The organism is Pseudomonas sp. A-1 (genome assembly GCF_004801855.1).
Lineage (GTDB): Bacteria > Pseudomonadota > Gammaproteobacteria > Pseudomonadales > Pseudomonadaceae > Geopseudomonas.
On record NZ_SSTC01000033.1, the window covers coordinates 13,760 to 35,431 of the forward strand.

Below are 21,672 nucleotides of genomic sequence, written 5' to 3' on the forward strand. Positions count from 1 at the left end.
CTAGATGTGCAGGATGAATTCGCGGACCAGCTTGCTGCCGAAGTAGGCCAGCATCAGCAGCAGGAAGCCGGCCAGGGTCCAACGGATCGCCTTGCCGCCGCGCCAGCCGAGCTGGTGGCGGCCCCACAGCAGTACGCCGAACACCACCCAGGCCAGGCAGGCGAGCAGGGTCTTGTGTACCAGGTGCTGGGCGAACAGGTCGTCGAGGAACAGCCAGCCGGACAGCAGCGACAGCGACAGCAGGCTCCAGCCGCCCCACAGGAAGCCGAACAGCAGGCTCTCCATGGTCTGCAGCGGCGGGAAGTTGCGGATGATCCCCGAGGGGTGCTTGTGCTTGAGCTGGTGGTTCTGCAGCAGCAGGAGCAGGGCCTGCACCACGGCGATGGTGAACAGGCCGTAGGCGAGGATCGACAGCAGGATGTGGGCGAGGATGCCGGGCGCCTCGACGATCGGCCGGGTGGTGCCGCCGGGCAGCAGTGCCAGCAGGGCGGTCAGGCTGCCGAGCGGGAACAGCAGCACCAGCAGGTTCTCCACCGGGATGCGCAGGCTGGCCAGCAGGGTCAGGGCGATCACCGCGGCGGCCAGCAGGCTGGCGGCGTTGAAGAAATCGAGCAGCAGGGCGCCGTTGTCGAGCAGCAGCAGGCGCAGGCCGAATGCGTGGGCCAGCAGGGCCAGCGCACCGAGCAGGCCGAGCAGGCGCTTGTCCGGCACCGCGCGGCGGGAGAGCAGCAGGGCCTGGTACAGGGCCGCGCCGGCGTACAGGCCGGCCGCCGCCAGGCTGGGCAGCAAAGGCGTCATAAGTCCTTGTGGGGGAAGCCTCGAAGTTGCCGAGTTTGGCACAGAACCGGCTATCCACGAAAGCCTGGGGGACGGTGTCGGTGGTCGTCGCACTCGGCTATAATCCGCCGCCTGCCGCAAGCTCCCTCTTCAAAGGAACGTGCATGTTCGAGAATTTGACCGACCGCCTCTCGCAGACGCTGCGCAATGTCACCGGCCGCGCCAAGCTGACCGAGGACAACATCAAGGACACCCTGCGCGAGGTGCGCATGGCCCTGCTCGAGGCCGACGTCGCCCTGCCGGTGGTCAAGGACTTCGTCAACAAGGTCAAGGAGCGTGCGGTCGGCACCGAGGTGTCGAAGAGTCTGACCCCGGGCCAGGCGTTCGTGAAGATCGTCCGCGCCGAGCTGGAAGCGCTGATGGGCGCGGCCAACGAGGACCTGAGCCTCAACGCCGCGCCGCCGGCGGTGATCCTGATGGCCGGCCTGCAGGGCGCGGGCAAGACCACAACGGTCGGCAAGCTCGCGCGCTTCCTCAAGGAGCGCAAGAAGAAGTCGGTGCTGGTGGTGTCAGCCGACGTCTACCGCCCGGCGGCGATCAAGCAGCTGGAGACCCTGGCCAATGAGGTGGGGGTAACCTTCTTCCCCTCCGACCTGAGCCAGAAGCCGGTGGACATCGCCCGCGCGGCCATCGCCGAGGGTCGGCTGAAGTTCATCGACGTGGTGATCGTCGACACCGCCGGCCGTCTGCACGTCGACGCCGAGATGATGGCGGAGATCCAGCAGGTCCACGCCGCGATCAACCCGGTCGAGACCCTGTTCGTGGTCGACGCCATGACCGGTCAGGATGCGGCCAACACCGCCAAGGCCTTCAACGACGCCCTGCCGCTGACCGGCGTGGTGCTGACCAAGGTCGACGGCGATGCCCGTGGCGGCGCCGCGCTGTCGGTACGCGCGATCACCGGCAAGCCGATCAAGTTCCTCGGCATGGGCGAGAAGAGCGAGGCGCTCGATCCGTTCCATCCCGACCGCGTGGCCTCGCGCATCCTCGGCATGGGCGACGTGCTCAGCCTGATCGAGCAGGCCGAGCAGACCATGGACCGCGAGAAGGCGGCCAAGCTCACCCAGAAGCTGAAGAAGGGCAAGGGCTTCGACCTCGAGGACTTCCGCGACCAGCTGCAGCAGATGAAGAACATGGGCGGCCTCGGCAGCCTGATGGACAAGCTGCCGATGCTCGGCGGCGTCAATCTCGGCCAGATGGGCAATGCCCAGCAGGCGGCGGAGAAGCAGTTCCGCCAGATGGAGGCGATCATCAACTCGATGACCCCCGCCGAGCGGCGCGACCCGGAAATGATCAGCGGCTCGCGCAAGCGCCGCATCGCCCTGGGTTCCGGCACCCAGGTGCAGGATGTCGGGCGGCTGATCAAGCAGCACAAGCAGATGCAGAAGATGATGAAGAAGGTCACCGCCAAGGGCGGCATGGCCAAGATGATGCGCGGCATGAGCGGCCTGATGGGCGGCGGCATGCCGAAGATGTGAGGATCGATCGGCGGCGTCGCGCAGGCGATGCCGTCGGACGTAGTGCGCGGCGAAGACCGCGCGCGACAATGAGGAAGACCCCGGGAACGGTGCCCGCCATGGCGGGCGCCGCAAAATGGCTTTGCATTTCTCCGGATAATCCTTAAAATGTGCGGCCTTTCGGGCCGTGGGCCCTAGTGTGCATACAGCTTTTGCAAGCACCTACTACAGGAACGAAGTTCAATGGTAACCATCCGTCTTGCTCGTGGCGGCTCCAAGAAGCGCCCTTTCTACCACCTGACCGTGACCAACAGCCGCTCCGCCCGTGACGGCCGTTTCGTCGAGCGCATCGGTTTCTTCAACCCGGTCGCCACCGGTGGTGAAGTGCGTCTCTCCGTGAACGCCGAGCGTGCCCAGTACTGGCTGAGCCAGGGCGCCCAGCCGTCCGAGCGCGCTGCCCAGCTGCTCAAGGAAGCGGCTGCTCAGGCCTGAGTGCTCGATGATGCAAAATTCGCCGGCACCCGCCGAGGATCTGGTCGTCCTTGGCAAAATCGTCTCGGTGTACGGCATCCGCGGTGAGGTCAAGATCTACTCCTACACCGATCCGCTGGATAACCTGCTGGACTACCGCCACTGGACGCTCAAGCGTGATGGCGAGGTCCGTCAGGTCGAACTGGCCAGTGGGCGCCTGCACAACAAGGTGCTGACCGCCAAGATCAAGGGACTCGACGATCGCGAAGAGGCCCGCGGCTATGCCGGATTCCTCATCTGTGTACCGCGCAGCTTGCTGCCGGCGCTGGAAGAGGACGAGTTCTACTGGTATCAGCTGGAAGGTCTGAAGGTCATCAACCAGGACGGGCAGCTGCTCGGAAAGGTCGACCACTTGCTGGAAACCGGCGCCAACGACGTGCTGGTGGTGAAGCCCTGTGCGGGCAGTCTGGATGATCGCGAGCGCCTGTTGCCCTACACGGAGCAATGCGTGCAGAAGGTCGATCTGGCTGCCGGTGAGCTGCGGGTGGACTGGGATGCGGATTTCTGACCCATGCGGGTAGACGTTCTCAGCCTGTTCCCCGAGATGTTCGTCGCCATCAGCGAGTACGGCATCACCAGCCGTGCGGTGAAGCAGGGTCTCCTGCAGCTGCAATGCTGGAATCCGCGGGATTACACCGAGGACCGCCACCAGACGGTGGACGATCGGCCCTTCGGCGGTGGCCCGGGGATGGTGATGAAGATCAAGCCGCTGGAGCGGGCCCTGGCCGATGCCAGGCAAGCTGCAGGCGGTGCGGCCAAGGTGATCTACCTGTCGCCGCAGGGGCGTCGTCTCGATCAGGCGGCGGTCCGCGAACTGGCGAACGAGGAGCGTCTGATCCTCATCGCCGGGCGTTACGAAGGCATCGACGAGCGTTTCATCGAGACGCACGTGGATGAAGAATGGTCGATCGGCGATTATGTCCTGTCCGGCGGTGAGCTGCCGGCCATGGTGCTGATCGATGCGGTGACGCGGCTGTTGCCCGGAGCATTGGGACACGCCGATTCCGCCGAGGAGGACTCGTTTACCGACGGCCTGCTCGACTGTCCGCACTACACCCGACCCGAGGTGTACGAGGGCAAAAGTGTTCCGCCGGTGCTGCTCAGCGGCAACCACGAACACATCCGGCGCTGGCGTTTGCAGCAGTCCCTGGGACGTACCTGGGAACGACGTGCCGATCTTCTGGATAGTCGCTCGCTTTCTGGAGAAGAGAAAAAGCTGCTGGACGAATATATCCGCCAGCAGAACGATAGTTAACGTATCGATGGCAGGCCGCAGGCTTGTCTATGGAGCACAGCATGAGCAACAAGAACCCGATCATTCAGCAGATCGAAGCTGAACAGATGAACAAAGAGATCCCGGCGTTCGCCCCCGGCGACACCGTGATCGTGCAAGTGAAGGTGAAGGAAGGCGACCGTCAGCGTCTGCAGGCCTTCGAAGGCGTGGTGATCGGCAAGCGTAACCGCGGCCTGAACAGCGCCTTCACCGTGCGCAAGATCTCCAGCGGCTTCGGCGTCGAGCGTACCTTCCAGACCTACAGCCCGCTGGTCGACAGCATCACCGTCAAGCGTCGCGGCGACGTGCGCAAGGCCAAGCTGTACTACCTCCGCGACCTGTCCGGCAAGGCCGCTCGCATCAAGGAGAAGCTGGTCTGAGACCCGCTTCCCTGCAGCAAAAAAAGCAGCCCTCGGGCTGCTTTTTTTGTGTCCGCGATTTGGGTCGGTGGTGCGCGGCCTCGGCTGCGTCTGGCGTCTGCTAGCCTGACAGTCAGGTGGGCTGGACGCGCCAGGCGCGGGGGAGACGGCGATGAAGCAGGCAGGCATGAAGCTGCGCGGGGTCAATCTGGGCAGCTGGCTGGTGCTGGAGAAATGGATGGTGCCGAGTCTGTTCGAAGGGCTGGCGGCCACCGACGAGACCACCTGGTGCGCCGAACTGGGCGAGGCTGCGGGCGAGCGCCTGCGCCGGCACTGGGACAGCTTCGTCACCCGCGACGACTTCGCCTGGATCGCCGGCCATGGCCTGAACGCCGTGCGCATCCCGCTGGGCCACTGGATCTTCGGCCCCGACTATCCCTGGCACCCGAGCTACGGCGTGCACCGCCATCCCTTCGTCGAAGGCGGCATCGAGGTGCTCGACCGCGCCATGGACTGGGCGCAGGAGTTCGGTCTGCGCGTGGTGCTCGACCTGCATGCCGCCCCGGGCTGCCAGAACGGTTTCGACAACGGCGGAATCAAGGACGTCTGCGAATGGCACACCCGCCCGGAATACCTCGAGCATTCGCTGGCGGTGCTGGAGCGCCTGGCCGAGCGCTATCGCGACCATCCGGCGCTGCACGCCATCGAAGCACTCAACGAACCGCGCTGGGACGTGCCTACCGACTACCTCAAGGCCTACTACCTGGCCGCCTACGCGCGCATCCGCAAGCATTGCCCGGCCGAGCGGGTGGCGGTGGTGTTCCATGACGGTTTCCGCGATTTCCGCGAGTATCTGGGCTTCATGCAGGGGCCGGAGTTCCGCAACGTGATCTTCGACATCCACCGCTACCAGTGCTTCGAGCGCGGCGACATCGACATGGACATCTACGGCCACCTGCGCAAGGCTGCCGGCGAGTGGAAGCAGGAGGCCGATGCCGTCATCACCGAGCTGGGCCTGCCGACCTTCTGCGGCGAGTGGAGTCTGGGCCTGGACCTCCGGGTGGTCTCGCTGTGGGCCGAGGGGCCGTTCAATCACGCGCTGGAGTACATGGACGCCTTCCAGGAGGATGTGGCCTACCGCGGCTACGCCGCCGCCCAGCTGGCCACCTGGGAGAAGTACCTGGGCTGGTTCTTCTGGAGCTACAAGACCGAGACCACTCCGGCCTGGTGTTTCCGCGACTGCGTCGAGCGCGGCTGGCTGCCGTCAGGGTTCGCGTAGGGCGCAGGGGGCCGGCTCCGGCGAGCAGCTCAGGTACTTGTCTTCGCACAGCCGGTCGAGCACCAGCCGGCGCGTGTAGAAGTGTTCCAGGGTGCGGTGGAAGCTGATGGTCAGCAGCGTCGAGCCGAGCAGTTCGCGGTGCAGCACCTCGGTCATGCATTCCTCGCCCTGCACGTCGAAGGCGTCGGTGGCCTCCTCGATGAACACCCAGGCCGGATGGTGCAGCAGCAGGCGGGCGATGCCGATGCGCTGCTGGGCGCGCAGCGGCAGCACGCGGTCCCAGTCGTCGCTGTCCTCCAGGCGCGGTGCCAGCCAGGCGATGCCGGCGCAGTCCAGGGCGTGGAGGATCTGCGCGTGGCCGAAGTGGCCGGCGGGATGCGGGTAGCTGAGTGCTGCCTGCAGGGTGCCGTCGGGGAGGAACGGCCGCTGCGGCAGGAACACGATGCTCTGTCCGGCGGGCAGCTCGATTTCGCCATGGCCCCAGGGCCACAGCCCGGCGACTGCCTTGAACAGGGCGATGGTCACCGTCGGGTCGCCGCTGATCAGCACCCGTTCGCCGCGCTGGATGCTCAGGTCCAGAGGCTCCAGCAGCACCCGTCCGTCCGGATTGGCCAGGCTGAGGTTGCGCAGGGTCAGTATGTCGCCCTGGCTGCGGCGCAGGTCGATGCGGTGCTCCACCGGATTGTCGGCGCGCTCCTCGAGCAGCAGCATGTCGTTGTACAGGCTCACCACCCGGTCGACCGAGGCGCGGCACTTGGCCAGCTCGCCGAGGTTGTCGATCGGCCAGGACAGCGCCGAGGTCAGGCGCTGGAAGGCCTGCGCCGCCTGCATCAGCACGCCCAGGGTCATGCCCCCGGCGATGAACTGCGGCGCGGCGACCAGGATCGGGAACACCGGCAGCAGGGTGCCGTAGCCGGTAGAGAAGGAGACGATGCCCAGGTAGCCGAGCGTCTGGCGGTTCCAGCCCTGGCCGACGTCGGCGAACAGCCGATCGGCCTGGCGGTGCTCGATCTCCTCGCCGTGCATCAGGGCGATCGCCTCGGAGTTCTCGCGGGCGCGGGCCAGGCCGAAGCGCAGGTTGGCCTCCACCGTCTGCAGGCGGTTGGTGGCGCGGATCAGCGGCCGGCCCAGCAGCAGGCCGAACACGGTGCCGCCGCCGGCATACAGGAAGGCCAGCAGCACCAGATAGCCGGGCACCACCAGGGAGGTGCCGGGGATCGGCAGGCTGCCGGAGACGTCGAGGAGGATGTCGATGAAGCTGCCGAGGATCAGCAGCGAATAGAGCAGCGACAGCGCCAGGGCGATGGCCGTCTCGGTGGCGATGCGGATGTCCTCGGCGATGCGCCCGTCGGGGTTGTCGTGCTCGCCGCTGGTGAACTGCAGCTGGTAGTGGCGGGCGTGGGCCATCCACTGGTCGAGCAGGCGGTCGGTCAGCCAGCGCCGCCAGTCCAGTTGCAGCCAGCGCTTGACGTGCAAGTGCAGGGCGGTGACCAGCATGGTCAGCACGAAGATCAGCAGGAAGGTGGCGATCAGCCAGACCAGATCGCGCAGCGAGCGCGCCTCGAGGACGTCGAACAGCTCGCGATGCCAGTAGCTGATCCAGATCGCCAGGCCCACCTGCGCCTGGGTCAGCGCCACCAGCAGCAGCACCGCCGCGCGCACCGTCCAGCGGCGCTCGCAGTTCCAGTAGGCGCCGGCCAGGCGCAGGAACTGCCAGGTCAGCCGGGGCGGGGGCGGGCTGGCCGGTGCCATGGCGTCACTCCGCCTGCAGCGCCAGGCGCGCGGCGATCTGCGCGGCGCCGCGCAGGCCCAGCTGCTCGTCGAGCACCACCTGCAGCGGGATGCCTTCCAGCAGCGCACGCATCGGCGGCCTGGCGACGAACGCCTCGCGCACCGCCGGCAGGCGCAGGCAGGGCAGGATCTTCGGCGCGATGCCGCCGCCCAGGTACACGCCGCCGCGGGCCAGGCCGGTCAGCGCCAGGTTGCCGGCGGCGCCGGCCAGCAGGCGGGCGAACAGCTCGAGGGTCGCCGTCGCCCGGGCGTCGCCGGCCGCGGCGGCGGCGCCGATCTGCGCGGGACCGGGCAGGTCGTCGGCATCCTCGTCGCGGCCGGCGAGAAAGGCGAAGAGGCGCACCAGCCCCGCACCGGACAGCAGCAGCTCGAGGCTGACCCGGCCGTGGCGCGGCAACAGGTGGCGCAGCAGGGCGAGCTGCTGCTCGTCCTGCGCGGCGAAGTCGGCATGGCCGCCCTCGCTGGGCAGGACCAGCGGCTGCGCCGGCGTGCCGGCGAGCAGCGCCATGCCCAGGCCGGTGCCGACGGCGAGCAGGGCGCGCACGCCGCCGGGCTGCGGCCTGCCGCTCTGCAAGGGGTACAGTTGCTCGTCGTGCAGCAGGGGCAGGCCCTGGGCCTGGGCGGCTAGGTCGTTGACCAGCTCGATCCGGCGCAGAGCGAGTTGCCCGGCCAGTTCGTCGGCGTCCAGGTCCCAGGGCAGGTTGGTCAGTCGCACCTGCCGGCCATCGACCGGCCCGGCCACGGCCAGGCAGGCGACCTGCGGCTGTTCGCCCGGGCGCAGGAAGGCGCGCAGCAGGCTCAGGCCGTCGGCATGTTCCTGGCTGGCCAGGGTCTGCTGACGCAGGGGCTGCCAGGTGTCGCCGCGGCTTTCGCCCAGCAGCAGGCGCGCCCGGGTACCGCCGATGTCTGCCGCCAGAATGAGCATGCCTACCTCGTCGTGCGCTCGGACGCCGGCCGGCGCACCTCGTGCGCGGGCTGTTCGGCAGGCCGGGCGAGGGCGCCCGGTGGATCGGGGTAGCGGCAGCGGCGCATGGAGCCCGCTGCGCATGTGTCCTGCAGTATAGGCGGCCAGGTGGCGCAGCCGGGAGCCAGGCTGCGCTGCGGCGGTGGGCGGCGATTCGAGGCGCGCCGGCCGCGCCCGGGCCTGCCTGGTTTTTATGTCATTAAATTATAGAAGAATTCTTAAACAATATTTTTAAGAATATAAATGGTGTGCCTAATATGCGCTCCATCGCCGGGGCACGGCCCGCGGGCGATCCATAGCCAAGGAGCATCCCCATGAGCGCCAACCTACGCAGTGTCGCCGGCCAGGACGAAGCCGGTCTGTTGCGCGAGATCCACAATGCCCTGCACGGCCTGCGCTACGGCGCGGTGGAAATCACCGTGCACAACGGCCAGGTGGTGCAGATCGAGCGCAAGGAAAAGTTCCGCCTGCAGCCGCCGAGCGGCAGCAAGCAACCCTGATTTCGCACAGGCCCGACTGGACCACCGGAGGGCGTGAGCATGCCACCTGACATCGACCAGACCATGAGCACGCACATGAGCATCCGAGCCCTCCGCCGCTGTTGCTGGCGAATGTGACGCCAACCGTCGTTCCCGACCCGATTGCCACATTCCGCCGTTATCCGGCGTGCCGCCGAGCACGCCCAAGGAGCACCAGCATGTCCATTCGTCGTTTCGCTCTGGCCGCCATCGTCGGCCTGTCCCTCAGCGCCGCCGTACAGGCGCAGACCCTGCTCAACGTGTCCTACGACCCGACCCGCGAGCTGTACCAGGAGTACAACGCGGCCTTCAACCAGCACTGGCAGGCCCAGGGCCACGAGGCCGTGAGCATCCAGCAGTCCCACGGCGGTTCGGGCAAGCAGGCCCGTGCGGTGATCGACGGCCTCAAGGCCGATGTGGTGACCCTGGCTCTGGCCGGCGACATCGACGAGCTGCACAGGCTCGGCAAGCTGATCCCGGAGGACTGGCAGTCGCGCCTGCCGCAGGCCAGCACCCCCTACACCTCGACCATCGTGTTCCTGGTGCGCAAGGGCAACCCCAAGCAGATCAAGGACTGGGACGACCTGGTCAAGCCGGGCGTCGAGGTGATCACCCCCAACCCGAAGACCTCCGGCGGCGCGCGCTGGAACTTCCTCGCCGCCTGGGCCTACGCCCAGCAGCAGTACGGCAGCGAGGACAAGGCCAAGGCCTTCGTCGAGCAGCTGTACAAGAACGTCCCGGTGCTGGACACCGGCGCCCGCGGCTCGACCATCACCTTCGTCAACAACGACATCGGCGACGTGCTGCTGGCCTGGGAGAACGAGGCGTTCCTGGCGCTCAAGGAGGAGGGCGGCGAGAACTTCGAGATCGTCGCGCCCAGCCTGTCGATCCTCGCCGAGCCGCCGGTGGCGGTGGTCGACAAGAACGTCGACCGGAAGGGCACCCGCGAAGTGGCCACCGCCTACCTCGAGTACCTGTACAGCGAGGAAGGCCAGCGCATCGCCGCCAAGCACTTCTACCGCCCGCGCAACGAGAAGGTCGCCGCCGAGTTCGCCCAGCAGTTCCCGGCGCTCAAGCTGGTCACCATCGATGGAGACTTCGGCGGCTGGAAGAGCGCGCAGCCGAAGTTCTTCAACGATGGCGGCGTATTCGACCAGATCTACCAGGTGCAGTGATCTCCGCCTGCCGATCGAGCCCCCGGTGTCCGCCACCGGGGGTTCTTGCTTGACCACAACCCGGATGGCCTCCGGGCCAAGAAACTTGCGAGGAACCCATGTCCCGCCGCATTTCCCCCGTCATACCCGGCTTCGGGCTGACGCTGGGCTACACCCTGGTGTATCTCAGCCTCCTGGTGCTGATTCCCCTGGGTGCCATGTTCGTCCACGCCGCCCAGCTCAGCTGGAGCGAGTTCTGGGCCATCGTCAGCGCACCGCGGGTGCTGGCCGCACTCAAGCTGAGCTTCGGCGTGGCCCTGGCCGCCGCCCTGCTCAACGGCGTGATCGGCACCCTGCTGGCCTGGGTGCTGGTGCGCTACCGCTTCCCCGGGCGCAAGGTCATCGACGCGATGATCGACCTGCCGTTCGCCCTGCCCACCGCGGTGGCCGGCATCGCCCTCACCGCGCTCTACGCGCCCAAGGGGCTGATCGGCAGCCTGGCCGCCGATATCGGCCTGAAGATCGCCTACACCCCGCTGGGCATCACCCTGGCGCTGACCTTCGTCACCCTGCCGTTCGTGGTGCGCACCCTGCAGCCGGTGCTGGAGGACATCCCGCGCGAGGTCGAGGAGGCCGCCGCCTGCCTCGGCGCCAAGCCGCTGCAGGTGTTCCGCCACGTGCTGCTGCCGGCGCTGCTGCCGGCCTGGCTGACCGGCTTCGCCCTGGCCTTCGCCCGCGGCGTCGGCGAGTACGGCTCGGTGATCTTCATCGCCGGCAACATGCCGATGAAGACCGAGATCCTGCCGCTGCTGATCATGGTCAAGCTCGACCAGTACGACTACACCGGCGCCACCGCCATCGGCGTGCTGATGCTGGTGGTGTCCTTCGTCCTGCTGCTGCTGATCAACCTGCTGCAGCGCCGCATCGAAACGCCGTGAGGAGGCCGCCATGTCATCCGTAACCGTCGCCTCCAGCGCCGCACAGGGCAATGCCGCCCGCCGCGGCCATGCGCTGGGCCGCTCCCTGCTGATCGCCGGCGCCTGGCTGGCGTTCGCCCTGTTCCTGCTGCTGCCGCTCTACGTGGTGCTCGGCGAGGCGCTCAAGCAGGGCCTGGGCACCTTCTTCACCGCCATCCTCGAGCCGGACGCCCTCGCCGCGCTGCAGCTGACCCTCACCGCCGTGGTCATCGCCGTGCCGCTCAACCTGGTGTTCGGCGTCGCCGCCGCCTGGTGCGTGAGCAAGTACGAGTTCCGCGGCAAGAGCCTGCTGGTCACCCTGATCGACCTGCCGTTCTCGGTGTCGCCGGTGATCGCCGGCCTGATCTACGTGCTGCTGTTCGGCGCCCAGGGCTTCTTCGGCGAGTGGCTGGCCGAGCGCGACATCCAGATCATCTTCGCCGTGCCCGGCATCGTGCTGGCCACCGTGTTCGTCACCGTGCCCTTCGTCGCCCGCGAGCTGATCCCGCTGATGCAGGAGCAGGGCACCCAGGAAGAGGAGGCCGCGCGCCTGCTCGGCGCCAACGGCTGGCAGATGTTCCGGCACGTCACCCTGCCCAACATCAAGTGGGGCCTGATCTACGGCGTGGTGTTGTGCACGGCGCGGGCGATGGGCGAGTTCGGTGCGGTCTCGGTGGTCTCCGGACATATCCGCGGCGTCACCAACACCCTGCCGCTGCACGTCGAGATCCTCTACAACGAGTACAACCACGTCGCCGCCTTCAGCGTCGCCAGCCTGCTGCTGGCCCTGGCGCTGTGCATCCTGCTGCTCAAACAGTGGAGCGAAAGCCGTCTGACCCGCCTCAAGTCGAACGCTGCCGAGGAATAAGCCATGAGTATCGAGATCCGCAACGTCAGCAAGCGCTTCGGCGCCTTCCAGGCCCTCGACGCGATCAACCTGGACATCCACAGCGGCGAGCTGGTGGCGCTGCTCGGCCCGTCCGGCTGCGGCAAGACCACCCTGCTGCGCATCATCGCCGGCCTGGAGACCCCGGACGCCGGCAGCATCGCCTTCCACGGCGAGGACGTCTCCGGCCACGACGTGCGCGACCGCAACGTCGGCTTCGTGTTCCAGCACTACGCGCTGTTCCGCCACATGACGGTGTTCGACAACGTCGCTTTCGGCCTGCGCATGAAACCCAAGCGCGAACGGCCGAGCGAGGCGCAGATCAGGGACAAGGTCCACGAACTGCTGAACATGGTGCAGCTCGACTGGCTGGCCGACCGCTATCCGGAACAGCTCTCCGGCGGCCAGCGCCAGCGCATCGCCCTGGCCCGCGCGCTGGCGGTGGAGCCGAAGATCCTCCTGCTCGACGAGCCGTTCGGCGCGCTGGACGCCAAGGTGCGCAAGGAGCTGCGCCGCTGGCTGGCGCGCCTGCACGAGGAGATCAACCTGACCTCGGTGTTCGTCACCCACGATCAGGAAGAGGCGATGGAAGTCGCCGACCGCATCGTGGTGATGAACAAGGGTGTGATCGAGCAGATCGGCGCGCCGGGCGAGGTCTACGAGCAGCCGGCCAGCGACTTCGTCTACCACTTCCTCGGCGACTCCAACCGCCTGCACCTGGGCGAGGAGGGGCACATCCTGTTCCGTCCGCACGAGGTGTCGCTGTCACGCGAGGCGCTGCCCGGCCATCTGGCCGCCGAGGTGCGCGACATCCGCCCGCTGGGCGCCATCACCCGGGTGACCCTCAAGGTCGAGGGGCAGGGCGAACTGGTCGAGGCCGAGGTGGTGAAGAGCCATGCCAGCCTGGTCGGTCTGGCGCGCGGCGACCGCCTGTATTTCCGGCCCGCCACCGACAGCCTGCGCTCGGCGTCCTGACCGCCCCCGGCCCGCCCTGGCGGGGCGGGCTGGCCGCTGGCCGGGCGGGCGTGCCAGACTGGCGTTCCCGTCGTTATCGCGCCCTGCCCATGTCCGAGCACGCCCATCCCCTGATCGACCGCTTTCTCGATGCCCTCTGGCTGGAGAAGGGCCTGTCGCGCCACACCCGGGAAGCCTACGGCACCGACCTGGCGCTGTTCCGCGCCTGGCTGGCCGAGCGCGGTTTCGACCTGCTGCGGGTCGACCGCGAGCTGGTACGCGAGTATCTCGGCTGGCGCCAGGAGCGCGGCTACCACGCGCGCTCCACGGCGCGCCTGCTGTCCTGCCTGCGCGGCTTCTACCACTACTGCCAGTTCACCGGGCTGATCGCCGAGGACCCCACCCTGCAGGTGGTCCTGCCGAGCCAGTCGCGCGCCGTGCCGCACAGCCTCGGCGAGGCCGAGGTCGAGGCGCTGCTGGCCGCGCCGGACACCGGCGCGGCGCTCGGCCTGCGCGACCGCGCCATGCTCGAGGTGCTGTATGCCTGCGGCCTGCGGGTCAGCGAACTGGTGGCGCTGACCCTCGAGCAGGTCGATCTGCGCCAGGGCGTGGTACGGGTGAACGGCCCGGGGGGGCGCGAGCGCCTGGTGCCGCTCGGCGAGGAAGCCATCGACTGGCTGCTGCGCTACCTGCGCGCGGCGCGCGGCGAGCTGCTGCTCGGACGGCCCAGCGAGGTGCTGTTTCCCAGCCTGCGCGGCGAGCAGATGACCCGGCAGACCTTCTGGCACCGCATCAAGCGCCACGCGCGCAGCGCCGGCATCGATCAGCCGCTGTCGCCGCACACCCTGCGCCACGCCTTCGCTACCCACCTGCTCAACCACGGCGCCGACCTGCGGGTGGTGCAGATGCTGCTCGGGCATCGCGACCTGTCGACCACGCAGATCTACATCCACATCGCCGACGCGCGCCTGCAGGCCCTGCAGGGCAGCTCGTCCGCTTGATCGTCGGCAGCGTGCGCCGTTGCCGCGGCCGGCCCGGGTGGCTGTGGTAGGCTTGGCCATCAACCAAGCCGCTTCGCCGCTTCAAGGAGTCTTCATGCGTCCGTTCCGCTTCCTCGCTGCCGTCACTCTCGGCCTGGCCAGCGCCATCGCCCAGGCTGCCGACCCCGATCAGACGATCCGCCAGTCCCTCAAGGCGCTGCAGCCGGACCTGCCGATCGAGGCGATCAGCGAGAGCCCGATGCCCGGCCTGTACCAGGTGCAGCTCAAGGGCGGCCGCCTGCTCTACACCAGCGCCGACGCCCAGTTCGTCATGCAGGGCTTCCTGTACCAGGTCAAGGACGGCAAGGCCGTCAACCTCACCGAGCAGGCCGAAAGCAAGGCGGTGGCCAAGGAGATCAATGCCATCCCGGTCAAGGAGATGGTGGTGTTCCCGGCCGACGCCAAGGCAGCGCAGAAGACCCACATCACCGTGTTCACCGACACCGACTGCGGCTACTGCCAGAAGCTGCACAGCGAGGTGGCCGAGCTCAACCGCCGCGGCGTCGAGGTGCGCTATGTGGCCTTCCCGCGCCAGGGCGTCGGCAGCCACGGCTACAACACCCTGGTCAGCGTGTGGTGCGCCAAGGACCCGCGCGAGGCGATGAACCTGGCCAAGGCGCGCAAGGACGTGCCGCAGGCCGAGTGCGACAACCCGGTGAGCAAGCAGTACGCACTGGGCCAGATGATCGGCGTGCAGGGCACTCCGGCCATCGTGCTGGCCAACGGCCAGCTGATCCCCGGCTACCAGCCGGCGCCGCAGCTGGCCGAGGCGGCGCTGGCGGCGAAGTGATCGGCGTTCAGCTGCCGATTGACTAACAATCCACCGCTTCGTAATGTGCGGATCTTTTCATCGGCCGGGATTCCCGGCCGTACTGCGTCGTAAAGATGGGGAACTGATAGTGAAACCGGTGAAAGTAGGTATCTGTGGGTTGGGGACCGTCGGTGGCGGTACCTTCAATGTGCTCAAACGCAATGCCGAGGAGATCGCCCGCCGTGCCGGGCGCGGCATCGAAGTGGCGCAGATTGCCGCGCGTGACGCCAACCCGCAATGCGATACCACCGGTACCCCCATCACCGGTGACGTGTTCGAGCTGGTCGACAACCCGGAAATCGACATCGTCATCGAGCTGATCGGCGGCTACACCGTGGCCCGCGAGCTGGTGCTCAAGGCCATCGACAACGGCAAGCACGTGGTCACCGCCAACAAGGCGCTGATCGCCGTGCACGGCAACGAGATCTTCGCCAAGGCGCGCGAGAAGGGCGTCATCGTCGCCTTCGAGGCCGCCGTGGCAGGCGGCATCCCGGTGATCAAGGCGATCCGCGAGGGCCTGGCCGGCAACCGCATCAACTGGCTGGCCGGCATCATCAACGGCACCGGCAACTTCATCCTCACCGAGATGCGCGAGAAGGGCCGCACCTTCGACGACGTGCTCAAGGAAGCCCAGGCGCTGGGCTACGCCGAGGCCGATCCGACCTTCGACGTCGAGGGCATCGACGCCGCGCACAAGCTGACCATCCTCGCCTCCATCGCCTTCGGCATTCCGCTGCAGTTCGACAAGGCCTACACCGAAGGCATCACCGCGCTGACCACCGCCGACGTCAACTACGCCGAGGCGCTGGGCTACCGCATCAAGCACCTCGGCGTGGCCCGCCGCACCGAGGCCGGCATCGAGCTGCGCGTGCACCCGACCCTGATCCCCGCCGACCGCCTGATCGCCAACGTCAACGGCGTGATGAACGCGGTGATGGTCAACGGCGACGCCGTCGGCAGCACCCTGTACTACGGCGCCGGCGCCGGCATGGAGCCGACCGCCTCGGCGGTGGTGGCCGACGTGGTCGACGTGGTCCGCGCGCTGACCACCGACCCGGAGAACCGCGTGCCGCACCTGGCGTTCCAGCCGGACGCGCTGTCCGACCACCCGATCCTGCCGATCGAGGCCTGCGAGAGCGCCTACTACCTGCGCATCCAGGCCAAGGACCATCCGGGCGTGCTGGCCCAGGTGGCGAGCATCCTCTCCGCGCGCGGCATCAACATCGAGTCGATCATGCAGAAGGAAGCCGAGGAGCACGACGGCCTGGTGCCGATGATCCTGGTCACCCACCGCGTGCGCGAGGCGCAGATCGACGACGCCATCGCCGCCCTGGAGGCCCTCGAGGGCGTGGCCGGCAAGGTCGTGCGCATCCGCGTCGAGCAGCTCAACTAATCCGTCAACGGCTGCCGGCCGCGCGCCGGCAGCCCGCACCGAAGGTTTTTCCCCATGCGCTACATCAGTACCCGCGGCCAGGCGCCGGCCCTCAACTTCGAAGACGTGCTGCTCGCCGGCCTGGCCAGCGACGGCGGCCTCTACGTGCCGGAAAACCTGCCGCGCTTCACTGTCGAGGAGATCGCCTCCTGGGCCGGCCTGCCGTACCACGAGCTGGCCTTCCGGGTGATGCGTCCGTTCGTCGCCGGCTCCATCGCCGACGCCGACTTCAAGCGGATCCTGGAAGAGACCTACGGCGTGTTCGCCCACCAGGCGGTGGCGCCGCTGACCCAGCTGGGCGCCAACGAGTGGGTGCTCGAGCTGTTCCAGGGCCCGACCCTGGCGTTCAAGGACTTCGCCCTGCAGCTGCTCGGCCGCCTGCTCGACCACGTGCTGGCCAAGCGCAACGAGCGCGTGGTGATCATGGGCGCCACCTCCGGCGACACCGGCTCGGCCGCCATCGAGGGCTGCAAGGCCTGCGACAACGTCGACATCTTCATCATGCACCCGCACAACCGCGTGTCCGAGGTGCAGCGCCGGCAGATGACCACCATCCTCGGCGACAACATCCACAACATCGCCATCGAAGGCAACTTCGACGACTGCCAGGAGATGGTCAAGGCCAGCTTCGCCGACCAGGGCTTCCTCAAGGGCACCCGGCTGGTGGCGGTCAACTCGATCAACTGGGCGCGGATCATGGCCCAGATCGTCTACTACTTCCACGCCGCCCTGCAGCTCGGCGCGCCGCACCGCTCGGTGGCCTTCTCGGTGCCGACCGGCAACTTCGGCGACATCTTCGCCGGCTACCTGGCGCGCAACATGGGCCTGCCGATCAACCAGCTGATCGTCGCCACCAACCGCAACGACATCCTGCACCGCTTCATGTCCGGCAACCGCTACGACAAGGACACCCTGCATCCGTCGCTGTCGCCGTCGATGGACATCATGGTCTCCTCCAACTTCGAGCGCCTGCTGTTCGACCTGCACGGCCGCAACGGCGCCGCCGTCAGCGCGCTGATGGACGAGTTCAAGGCCACCGGCAAGCTGTCGGTCGAGGACGACCGCTGGACCGAGGCCCGCCGCCTGTTCGACTCGCTGGCGGTGGACGACGAGCAGACTTGCGCCACCATCGCCGAGGTGCATGGCCAGACCGGCTACCTGCTCGACCCGCACACCGCGATCGGCGTCAAGGCCGCCCGCGAGTGCCGCCGCAGCCTGGCGCTGCCGATGGTGGTGCTCGGCACCGCGCATCCGGTCAAGTTCCCGGAAGCGGTGGAGAAGGCCGGCATCGCTGCCGTACCGCAACTGCCGCCGCACCTGGCCGACCTGTTCCAGCGCGAGGAGCGCTGCAGCGTGCTGGCCAACGACCTGAAGGCGGTGCAGGACTTCGTCAGCCAGCACGGCAACCGCGGCAAGCCGCTGTAAGGCGACGCTGCGGGTTGTCCACACAAGGGCCGGCTGCGCGAGCAGCCGGCCCTTTCGTTTGGGCGCCCGCCGGGGTTCTGCCCGCTCGCTGCCGGTGCGTGCTCTGCCGCCATCGTCAAGTGCGCCTGTGCACAAAACCCGAGGCCTGCGACGCGCCGTCGCATCCGGGAGCAGGGCCGGGACGGCTGCTGCCCTAATAACTAATTCTTTGAAAATCAAGCAGAAAAACTTCTGAACAAAAAACAGCCAATCTGTCTGCAGGCCCTGCCGCGCCGGGGGCGGGGCGATCTGTCCGGTATTTGTCCACCCAGTTATCCACAGCAATTGTGGATTGAACCGGGGCGGCGCGACGCTGCCCGCAGCGCCTGACCGTTATACTCGGTGCTATCAGCCAGGGAGTCCGTTCATGCCTTTCGATCTGTCCAGCCTGTTGCTCGGTATCGTCGCTGCCGCCCTCCCTCTGGCGGGGCTGCTCTGGCGCCTGCAGCAGCAGCGCGGCGAGGCGCGCCAGCAGGCCGGCCTGCTGGAGGAGCGTCTGGCCGCCGGCGAACAGGCGCGCGAGGCGCTGGCCGGGCAACTGGCCCAGGTCCGTGGCGAGGCGCAGGGCCAGCAGCGCCTGCTGGCGACCCTGCAGGGCGAGAACGCCGCCCTGCGCCGCGAGGTCCAGCTGCTCGGTGCCGAGCGCCAGCAGGCCGCCGAGGCGGCCCGCCAGTGGCAGGATGAGCGCCAGCAGCGCGAGGAGGAGCTGCGCGACCTCGCCGCCGAGCGCGCCGCGCTGGCCAGCGCCCTGCGCGAGCAGCAGCAGGGCCATCGCCAGCGCCTCGAGGAGGTGCAGGCGGCGCGCGACGAGCTGCGCGCGCAGTTCGCCGAGCTGGCCGGGCGGATCTTCGAGGAGCGCGAGCAGCGCTTCGCCGAGAACAGCCAGCAGCGGCTGAGCCAGCTGCTTGATCCGCTGCGCGAGCGCATCCACAGCTTCGAGCAGCGCGTCGAACAGAGCTACCAGCAGGAGGCGCGCGAGCGCTTCTCGCTGGGCAAGGAGCTGGAGCGCCTGCAGCAGCTCAACCAGCGCCTGGGCGAGGAGGCGCACAACCTGACTCGCGCGCTCAAGGGTCAGAAGACCCAGGGCAACTGGGGCGAGCTGGTGCTGGAGCGGGTGCTCGAGCACGCCGGCCTGGAGAAGGGCCGCGAGTACGACACCCAGGTCAGCCTGCGTGGCGAAGGCGGCCAGCGCTACCAGCCCGACGTGCTGGTGCGCCTGCCCGGCGAGCGCCAGGTGGTGGTCGACGCCAAGGTCAGCCTGACCGCGTACCAGCAGTACGTCGCCGCCGAGGACGAGGGCGCCCGGTCGCAGGCCCTGAAGCTGCACGTGCAGTCGCTGCGCAGCCATCTCAAGGGCCTGTCGGCCAAGGACTACCAGCGCCTGGAGGGCCTGCACAGCCTCGATTTCGTGCTGCTGTTCGTGCCGCTGGAAGGCGCCTTCGCCGCCGCGCTGCAGGCCGAACCCGGGCTGTTCGAGGAGTCCTTCGCGCAGAACATCGTGATCGTCGGGCCGACCACCCTGCTGGCCACCCTGCGCCTGATCGACAGCCTGTGGCGCCAGGAGCGGCAGAACCTCAACGCCCGCGAGATCGCCGAGCGCGCCGGCTGGCTGTATGACAAGTTCGTGCTGTTCGTCCAGGACCTCGACGAGATCGGCAGCCGCCTGCAGCAGCTCGACAAGGCCTACGCCAATGCGCGCAACAAGCTCGGCGAGGGGCGCGGCAACCTGATCGGCCGCGCCGAGCAGCTCAAGGCGCTCGGCGCCCGCGCCAGCAAGAGCCTGCCGGCCGACTGGCTGGTACGTGCCGGGGCGCCGCCGCTGGTGGCGGCCGATGACGACGGAGCCTAGGACTAGAGCGCCTGCGCCAGTCGTGTCGCGGCGCCGGTAGTGGTCGAGCGCCCCTGATGGGTCAGGTAGAAGCGTGCTAAATCGTCGGCGCGCATTGGCTTGCCGAACAAGTAGCCCTGGATTTGGCTGATGCCGATGGCATCCAGGTAGTCCTGCTGGCGTTGGGTTTCGACGCCTTCGGCGACTGTGCTCAGGCCCATGCTCTGGGCCATGACGGTGACTGCGCGGACGATGGCGCGGTCGCTGGGCGAGGCGACGATGTCCTTGATGAAGGCGCGGTCGATCTTGATGGTGTCGAGCGGGAAGCGCAGCAGGTATTCCAGCGACGAGTAGCCGATACCGAAGTCGTCGATGGCTATCTGGAAGCCCTGGGCGCGCCAGCCGCGCAACTGCTCGATGGTGCCCTGTGGGTCCTGCATGGCGATGCTCTCGGTGATCTCCAGCTTGATCTGCGTCGGTGGCACGCCAGCATCGCGCACCGCCGCGACGAGCACTTCCGTCAGCCGGTTGTCTTGGAACTGGCGCGGCGACAGGTTGATGCTCATCTGCAGCTGGATGCCGAGGTTCTGCCAGGCGCGTAGCTGTCGGCAGGCGCTGCGCAGGATCCATTCGCCCAAGGCATTGATCAGGCCCAGCTCCTCCATGATCGGGATGAAGCGCGGCGGCGGCACCGGACCGACCTCCGGATGCTCCCAGCGTATCAGCGCCTCGACGCCGACGATGCGGTTGTCGCGCAGCTGCAGCTGCGGCTGGTAGACCAGATGGAATTGACGGAAGTTCTCCTCGAGCGCAGTGCGCAGGGCAAGCTCCAGTTTCAGCTCGGTGCCCCTGTCGGTGTCGGACGGACGGGCGATGCCCAGTGGTCTGCCTTGCAGGCGGGCGAGCTTGCGGGCATCCCGGGCGGCCTGGATCATCTCCTCTGCATCGCCGGCGTGGTCGGGAAACAAGGCGATGCCGGCGGTCAGCGACACGAACAGCGCTTGGCCGTCGACGTCGAGTGGCTGGCTGGTGCGCGCCAGCGCCGCCTCGGTCTTGGCGCGCAGGCGGGACAGGTCGTTGTGCGGGACCAGCAGGGCGAACTCGTCGCCGGCCAGGCGGGCGGCATGCACCTCACTGGGCATCCCCTGTTGCAGGGCATGGGCGACGCGCGCCAGCACCAGGTCGCCGACTTTCATGCCGAGGGCATCGTTGATGCGTCCCAGGCGACTGATGTCGAACAGCACCATGGCGATGCCGTACCCCGCGCGGCGGGCGCCCTCTATCGCGGTTTCCAGCAGGCGCAGGAACAGCTTGCTGTTGGGCAGGCCGGTGAGCGTGTCATGCAGGGCCAGATGCTGGACCATCCGCTCGGCTTCGCGTGTCTGGGTGACGTCCTGCCAGGCGCCCTCGAACAACCGCGCGGGACCTTGCGTCGGGCTGTGCTCGGCGACCAGATGCAGCACGCGCATGCCGCCTCCAGCCTGCGGCAAGCGGACCTCTTGGTCGAGCCGGCTCAGCGCCGTGCGCGAGACATTCATGGCCTGGGCGAGACGCGTCCGGTCGTCGGGATGGACACGGGTGAGCAGCTTGTCGAGATGATCGACCTCCGCGGCGGCGATCCCGGCCATCTCGGCCAGATCCACCGACCACTCTAGGCAGTCGCTGTCGGTGTGCCAGGCCCAGAAGCCGAGGCGGGCGATCTTCTGGGCGTGGCTCTGGCGCAGCCGGGTGCGCTGCAGTTCCAGGCTGGTGCGCCGGGCGCGCAGGGCATAGCGCAGCCGCGAGGCGAGCAGCGGCCAGTTGATCGGCTTGGTGATGAAGTCGGTGGCGCCGGACTCGAAGGCCCGCTCCACGTCAGTGGTGGCATCGGCGGCGGTGAGCATGATCACCGGCGTGCCCGGCACGGCCTCGGACTCGCGCATCGCCCGGCAGGCGGCGAAGCCATCGAGACGCGGCATCATCACGTCCATCAGCACTAGATCGGGGCTGTCGCGCAGGAAAACCTCCAGGCCTTCTTGGCCGTCGGTGGCCTCCAGCAGTCGATAGCCCTGCTTGCCGAGGATCGACTTGATCAGCATTCGGGTGGACTGGTCGTCCTCGATGACGAGGATGGATTGCTCGGTATGCATGGTCGTAGT

Annotated in this window: 20 protein-coding genes; 16 read left to right on the forward strand and 4 right to left on the reverse strand. The window is 68.0% G+C overall.

Translation table 11 applies throughout. The features are described 5' to 3' along the window. Positions 1–798: an inner membrane protein YpjD gene (locus E5198_RS09585; protein WP_136489773.1), complete on the reverse strand. Its 798-nt coding sequence runs from the start codon at positions 796–798 to the stop codon at positions 1–3. Positions 799–941: 143 nt separating this feature from the next. Here E5198_RS09585 and ffh point away from each other — a divergent pair, with 143 nt between their 5' ends. The 6 genes from ffh (at position 942) to E5198_RS09615 (ending at position 5,736) form a co-directional block, all read left to right on the forward strand. Then, positions 942–2,315 (forward strand): signal recognition particle protein, encoded by a 1,374-nt coding sequence (gene ffh / locus E5198_RS09590; RefSeq protein WP_136489774.1) that lies wholly within the window; start codon positions 942–944, stop codon positions 2,313–2,315. A 222-nt stretch (positions 2,316–2,537) separates the two neighbouring features. Next, positions 2,538–2,786 (forward strand): 30S ribosomal protein S16, encoded by a 249-nt coding sequence (gene rpsP, locus E5198_RS09595; protein WP_136489775.1) that lies wholly within the window; start codon positions 2,538–2,540, stop codon positions 2,784–2,786. 10 nt (positions 2,787–2,796) lie between these two features. Further along, complete coding sequence (gene rimM / locus E5198_RS09600) at positions 2,797–3,333, forward strand: ribosome maturation factor RimM (protein ID WP_136489799.1); 537 nt, start codon at positions 2,797–2,799, stop codon at positions 3,331–3,333. Positions 3,334–3,336: 3 nt separating this feature from the next. After that, positions 3,337–4,080, forward strand: a complete 744-nt coding sequence (gene trmD / locus E5198_RS09605) for a tRNA (guanosine(37)-N1)-methyltransferase TrmD (RefSeq protein ID WP_136489776.1) — start codon at positions 3,337–3,339, stop codon at positions 4,078–4,080. A 41-nt stretch (positions 4,081–4,121) separates the two neighbouring features. After that, on the forward strand, positions 4,122–4,478 hold the full coding sequence (gene rplS / locus E5198_RS09610; protein ID WP_136489777.1) for a 50S ribosomal protein L19: 357 nt from the start codon (positions 4,122–4,124) through the stop codon (positions 4,476–4,478). A 151-nt stretch (positions 4,479–4,629) separates the two neighbouring features. After that, a complete protein-coding gene (locus E5198_RS09615) occupies positions 4,630–5,736 on the forward strand; it encodes a glycoside hydrolase family 5 protein (protein ID WP_136489778.1) in 1,107 nt (368 codons plus the stop codon). Here the strand turns inward: E5198_RS09615 and E5198_RS09620 are convergent. Next, the gene (locus E5198_RS09620) at positions 5,722–7,488 is read right to left on the reverse strand and encodes an ABC transporter ATP-binding protein/permease (RefSeq protein ID WP_136489779.1); all 1,767 of its coding nucleotides are present in this window, start codon (positions 7,486–7,488) and stop codon (positions 5,722–5,724) included. The two genes, E5198_RS09615 and E5198_RS09620, sit on opposite strands and share 15 nt — an antisense overlap. A gap of 4 nt (positions 7,489–7,492) precedes the next feature. Next, the gene (locus tag E5198_RS09625) at positions 7,493–8,452 is read right to left on the reverse strand and encodes a glucokinase (protein ID WP_168772507.1); all 960 of its coding nucleotides are present in this window, start codon (positions 8,450–8,452) and stop codon (positions 7,493–7,495) included. Between the two features lie 353 nt (positions 8,453–8,805). On the opposite strand from E5198_RS09625, the gene oscA reads away from it, so the two are divergent. The 10 genes from oscA (at position 8,806) to rmuC (ending at position 19,555) form a co-directional block, all read left to right on the forward strand. After that, a complete protein-coding gene (oscA, locus tag E5198_RS09630; protein WP_136489781.1) occupies positions 8,806–8,991 on the forward strand; it encodes a sulfur starvation response protein OscA in 186 nt (61 codons plus the stop codon). A gap of 197 nt (positions 8,992–9,188) precedes the next feature. Then, the gene (locus E5198_RS09635) at positions 9,189–10,184 is read left to right on the forward strand and encodes a sulfate ABC transporter substrate-binding protein (RefSeq protein WP_136489782.1); all 996 of its coding nucleotides are present in this window, start codon (positions 9,189–9,191) and stop codon (positions 10,182–10,184) included. A 98-nt stretch (positions 10,185–10,282) separates the two neighbouring features. Next, positions 10,283–11,101 carry a sulfate ABC transporter permease subunit CysT gene (gene cysT, locus E5198_RS09640; protein ID WP_136489783.1) on the forward strand — a complete coding sequence of 273 codons (819 nt, stop codon included), beginning with the start codon at positions 10,283–10,285 and terminating at the stop codon, positions 11,099–11,101. A gap of 10 nt (positions 11,102–11,111) precedes the next feature. Beyond that, the gene (cysW, locus tag E5198_RS09645; protein WP_136489784.1) at positions 11,112–11,987 is read left to right on the forward strand and encodes a sulfate ABC transporter permease subunit CysW; all 876 of its coding nucleotides are present in this window, start codon (positions 11,112–11,114) and stop codon (positions 11,985–11,987) included. Positions 11,988–11,990: 3 nt separating this feature from the next. Continuing rightward, positions 11,991–12,980: a sulfate/molybdate ABC transporter ATP-binding protein gene (locus tag E5198_RS09650; RefSeq protein ID WP_136489785.1), complete on the forward strand. Its 990-nt coding sequence runs from the start codon at positions 11,991–11,993 to the stop codon at positions 12,978–12,980. Between the two features lie 89 nt (positions 12,981–13,069). Continuing rightward, positions 13,070–13,960: a site-specific tyrosine recombinase XerD gene (xerD, locus tag E5198_RS09655; RefSeq protein ID WP_136489786.1), complete on the forward strand. Its 891-nt coding sequence runs from the start codon at positions 13,070–13,072 to the stop codon at positions 13,958–13,960. 94 nt (positions 13,961–14,054) lie between these two features. Then, positions 14,055–14,789: a disulfide isomerase DsbC N-terminal domain-containing protein gene (locus E5198_RS09660; protein WP_136489787.1), complete on the forward strand. Its 735-nt coding sequence runs from the start codon at positions 14,055–14,057 to the stop codon at positions 14,787–14,789. A gap of 109 nt (positions 14,790–14,898) precedes the next feature. Beyond that, positions 14,899–16,203, forward strand: coding sequence for a homoserine dehydrogenase (locus E5198_RS09665; RefSeq protein WP_136489788.1), 1,305 nt, complete (start codon positions 14,899–14,901; stop codon positions 16,201–16,203). 54 nt (positions 16,204–16,257) lie between these two features. Then, positions 16,258–17,667: a threonine synthase gene (gene thrC, locus E5198_RS09670; protein WP_136489789.1), complete on the forward strand. Its 1,410-nt coding sequence runs from the start codon at positions 16,258–16,260 to the stop codon at positions 17,665–17,667. A 406-nt stretch (positions 17,668–18,073) separates the two neighbouring features. Then, a complete protein-coding gene (gene rmuC, locus E5198_RS09675; protein WP_136489790.1) occupies positions 18,074–19,555 on the forward strand; it encodes a DNA recombination protein RmuC in 1,482 nt (493 codons plus the stop codon). A gap of 2 nt (positions 19,556–19,557) precedes the next feature. On the opposite strand, the gene E5198_RS09680 is transcribed toward rmuC, so the two are convergent. After that, the gene (locus E5198_RS09680; protein ID WP_136489791.1) at positions 19,558–21,663 is read right to left on the reverse strand and encodes a bifunctional diguanylate cyclase/phosphodiesterase; all 2,106 of its coding nucleotides are present in this window, start codon (positions 21,661–21,663) and stop codon (positions 19,558–19,560) included. Between the last annotated feature and the right edge of the window lie 9 nt (positions 21,664–21,672).

Coding starts and splice junctions, on each gene's coding strand:
- oscA (WP_136489781.1), top strand. CDS start 8,806: ATGAGCGCCAACCTACGCAGTGTCGCCGGCCAGGACGAAGCCGGTCTG.
- E5198_RS09680 (WP_136489791.1), bottom strand. CDS start 21,663: ATGCATACCGAGCAATCCATCCTCGTCATCGAGGACGACCAGTCCACC.
- rplS (WP_136489777.1), top strand. CDS start 4,122: ATGAGCAACAAGAACCCGATCATTCAGCAGATCGAAGCTGAACAGATG.
- xerD (WP_136489786.1), top strand. CDS start 13,070: ATGTCCGAGCACGCCCATCCCCTGATCGACCGCTTTCTCGATGCCCTC.
- ffh (WP_136489774.1), top strand. CDS start 942: ATGTTCGAGAATTTGACCGACCGCCTCTCGCAGACGCTGCGCAATGTC.
- E5198_RS09615 (WP_136489778.1), top strand. CDS start 4,630: ATGAAGCAGGCAGGCATGAAGCTGCGCGGGGTCAATCTGGGCAGCTGG.
- E5198_RS09635 (WP_136489782.1), top strand. CDS start 9,189: ATGTCCATTCGTCGTTTCGCTCTGGCCGCCATCGTCGGCCTGTCCCTC.
- E5198_RS09585 (WP_136489773.1), bottom strand. CDS start 798: ATGACGCCTTTGCTGCCCAGCCTGGCGGCGGCCGGCCTGTACGCCGGC.
- E5198_RS09660 (WP_136489787.1), top strand. CDS start 14,055: ATGCGTCCGTTCCGCTTCCTCGCTGCCGTCACTCTCGGCCTGGCCAGC.
- E5198_RS09650 (WP_136489785.1), top strand. CDS start 11,991: ATGAGTATCGAGATCCGCAACGTCAGCAAGCGCTTCGGCGCCTTCCAG.
- E5198_RS09620 (WP_136489779.1), bottom strand. CDS start 7,488: ATGGCACCGGCCAGCCCGCCCCCGCCCCGGCTGACCTGGCAGTTCCTG.
- E5198_RS09625 (WP_168772507.1), bottom strand. CDS start 8,452: ATGCTCATTCTGGCGGCAGACATCGGCGGTACCCGGGCGCGCCTGCTG.
- rmuC (WP_136489790.1), top strand. CDS start 18,074: ATGCCTTTCGATCTGTCCAGCCTGTTGCTCGGTATCGTCGCTGCCGCC.
- cysW (WP_136489784.1), top strand. CDS start 11,112: ATGTCATCCGTAACCGTCGCCTCCAGCGCCGCACAGGGCAATGCCGCC.
- rimM (WP_136489799.1), top strand. CDS start 2,797: ATGCAAAATTCGCCGGCACCCGCCGAGGATCTGGTCGTCCTTGGCAAA.
- trmD (WP_136489776.1), top strand. CDS start 3,337: ATGCGGGTAGACGTTCTCAGCCTGTTCCCCGAGATGTTCGTCGCCATC.
- rpsP (WP_136489775.1), top strand. CDS start 2,538: ATGGTAACCATCCGTCTTGCTCGTGGCGGCTCCAAGAAGCGCCCTTTC.
- thrC (WP_136489789.1), top strand. CDS start 16,258: ATGCGCTACATCAGTACCCGCGGCCAGGCGCCGGCCCTCAACTTCGAA.
- cysT (WP_136489783.1), top strand. CDS start 10,283: ATGTCCCGCCGCATTTCCCCCGTCATACCCGGCTTCGGGCTGACGCTG.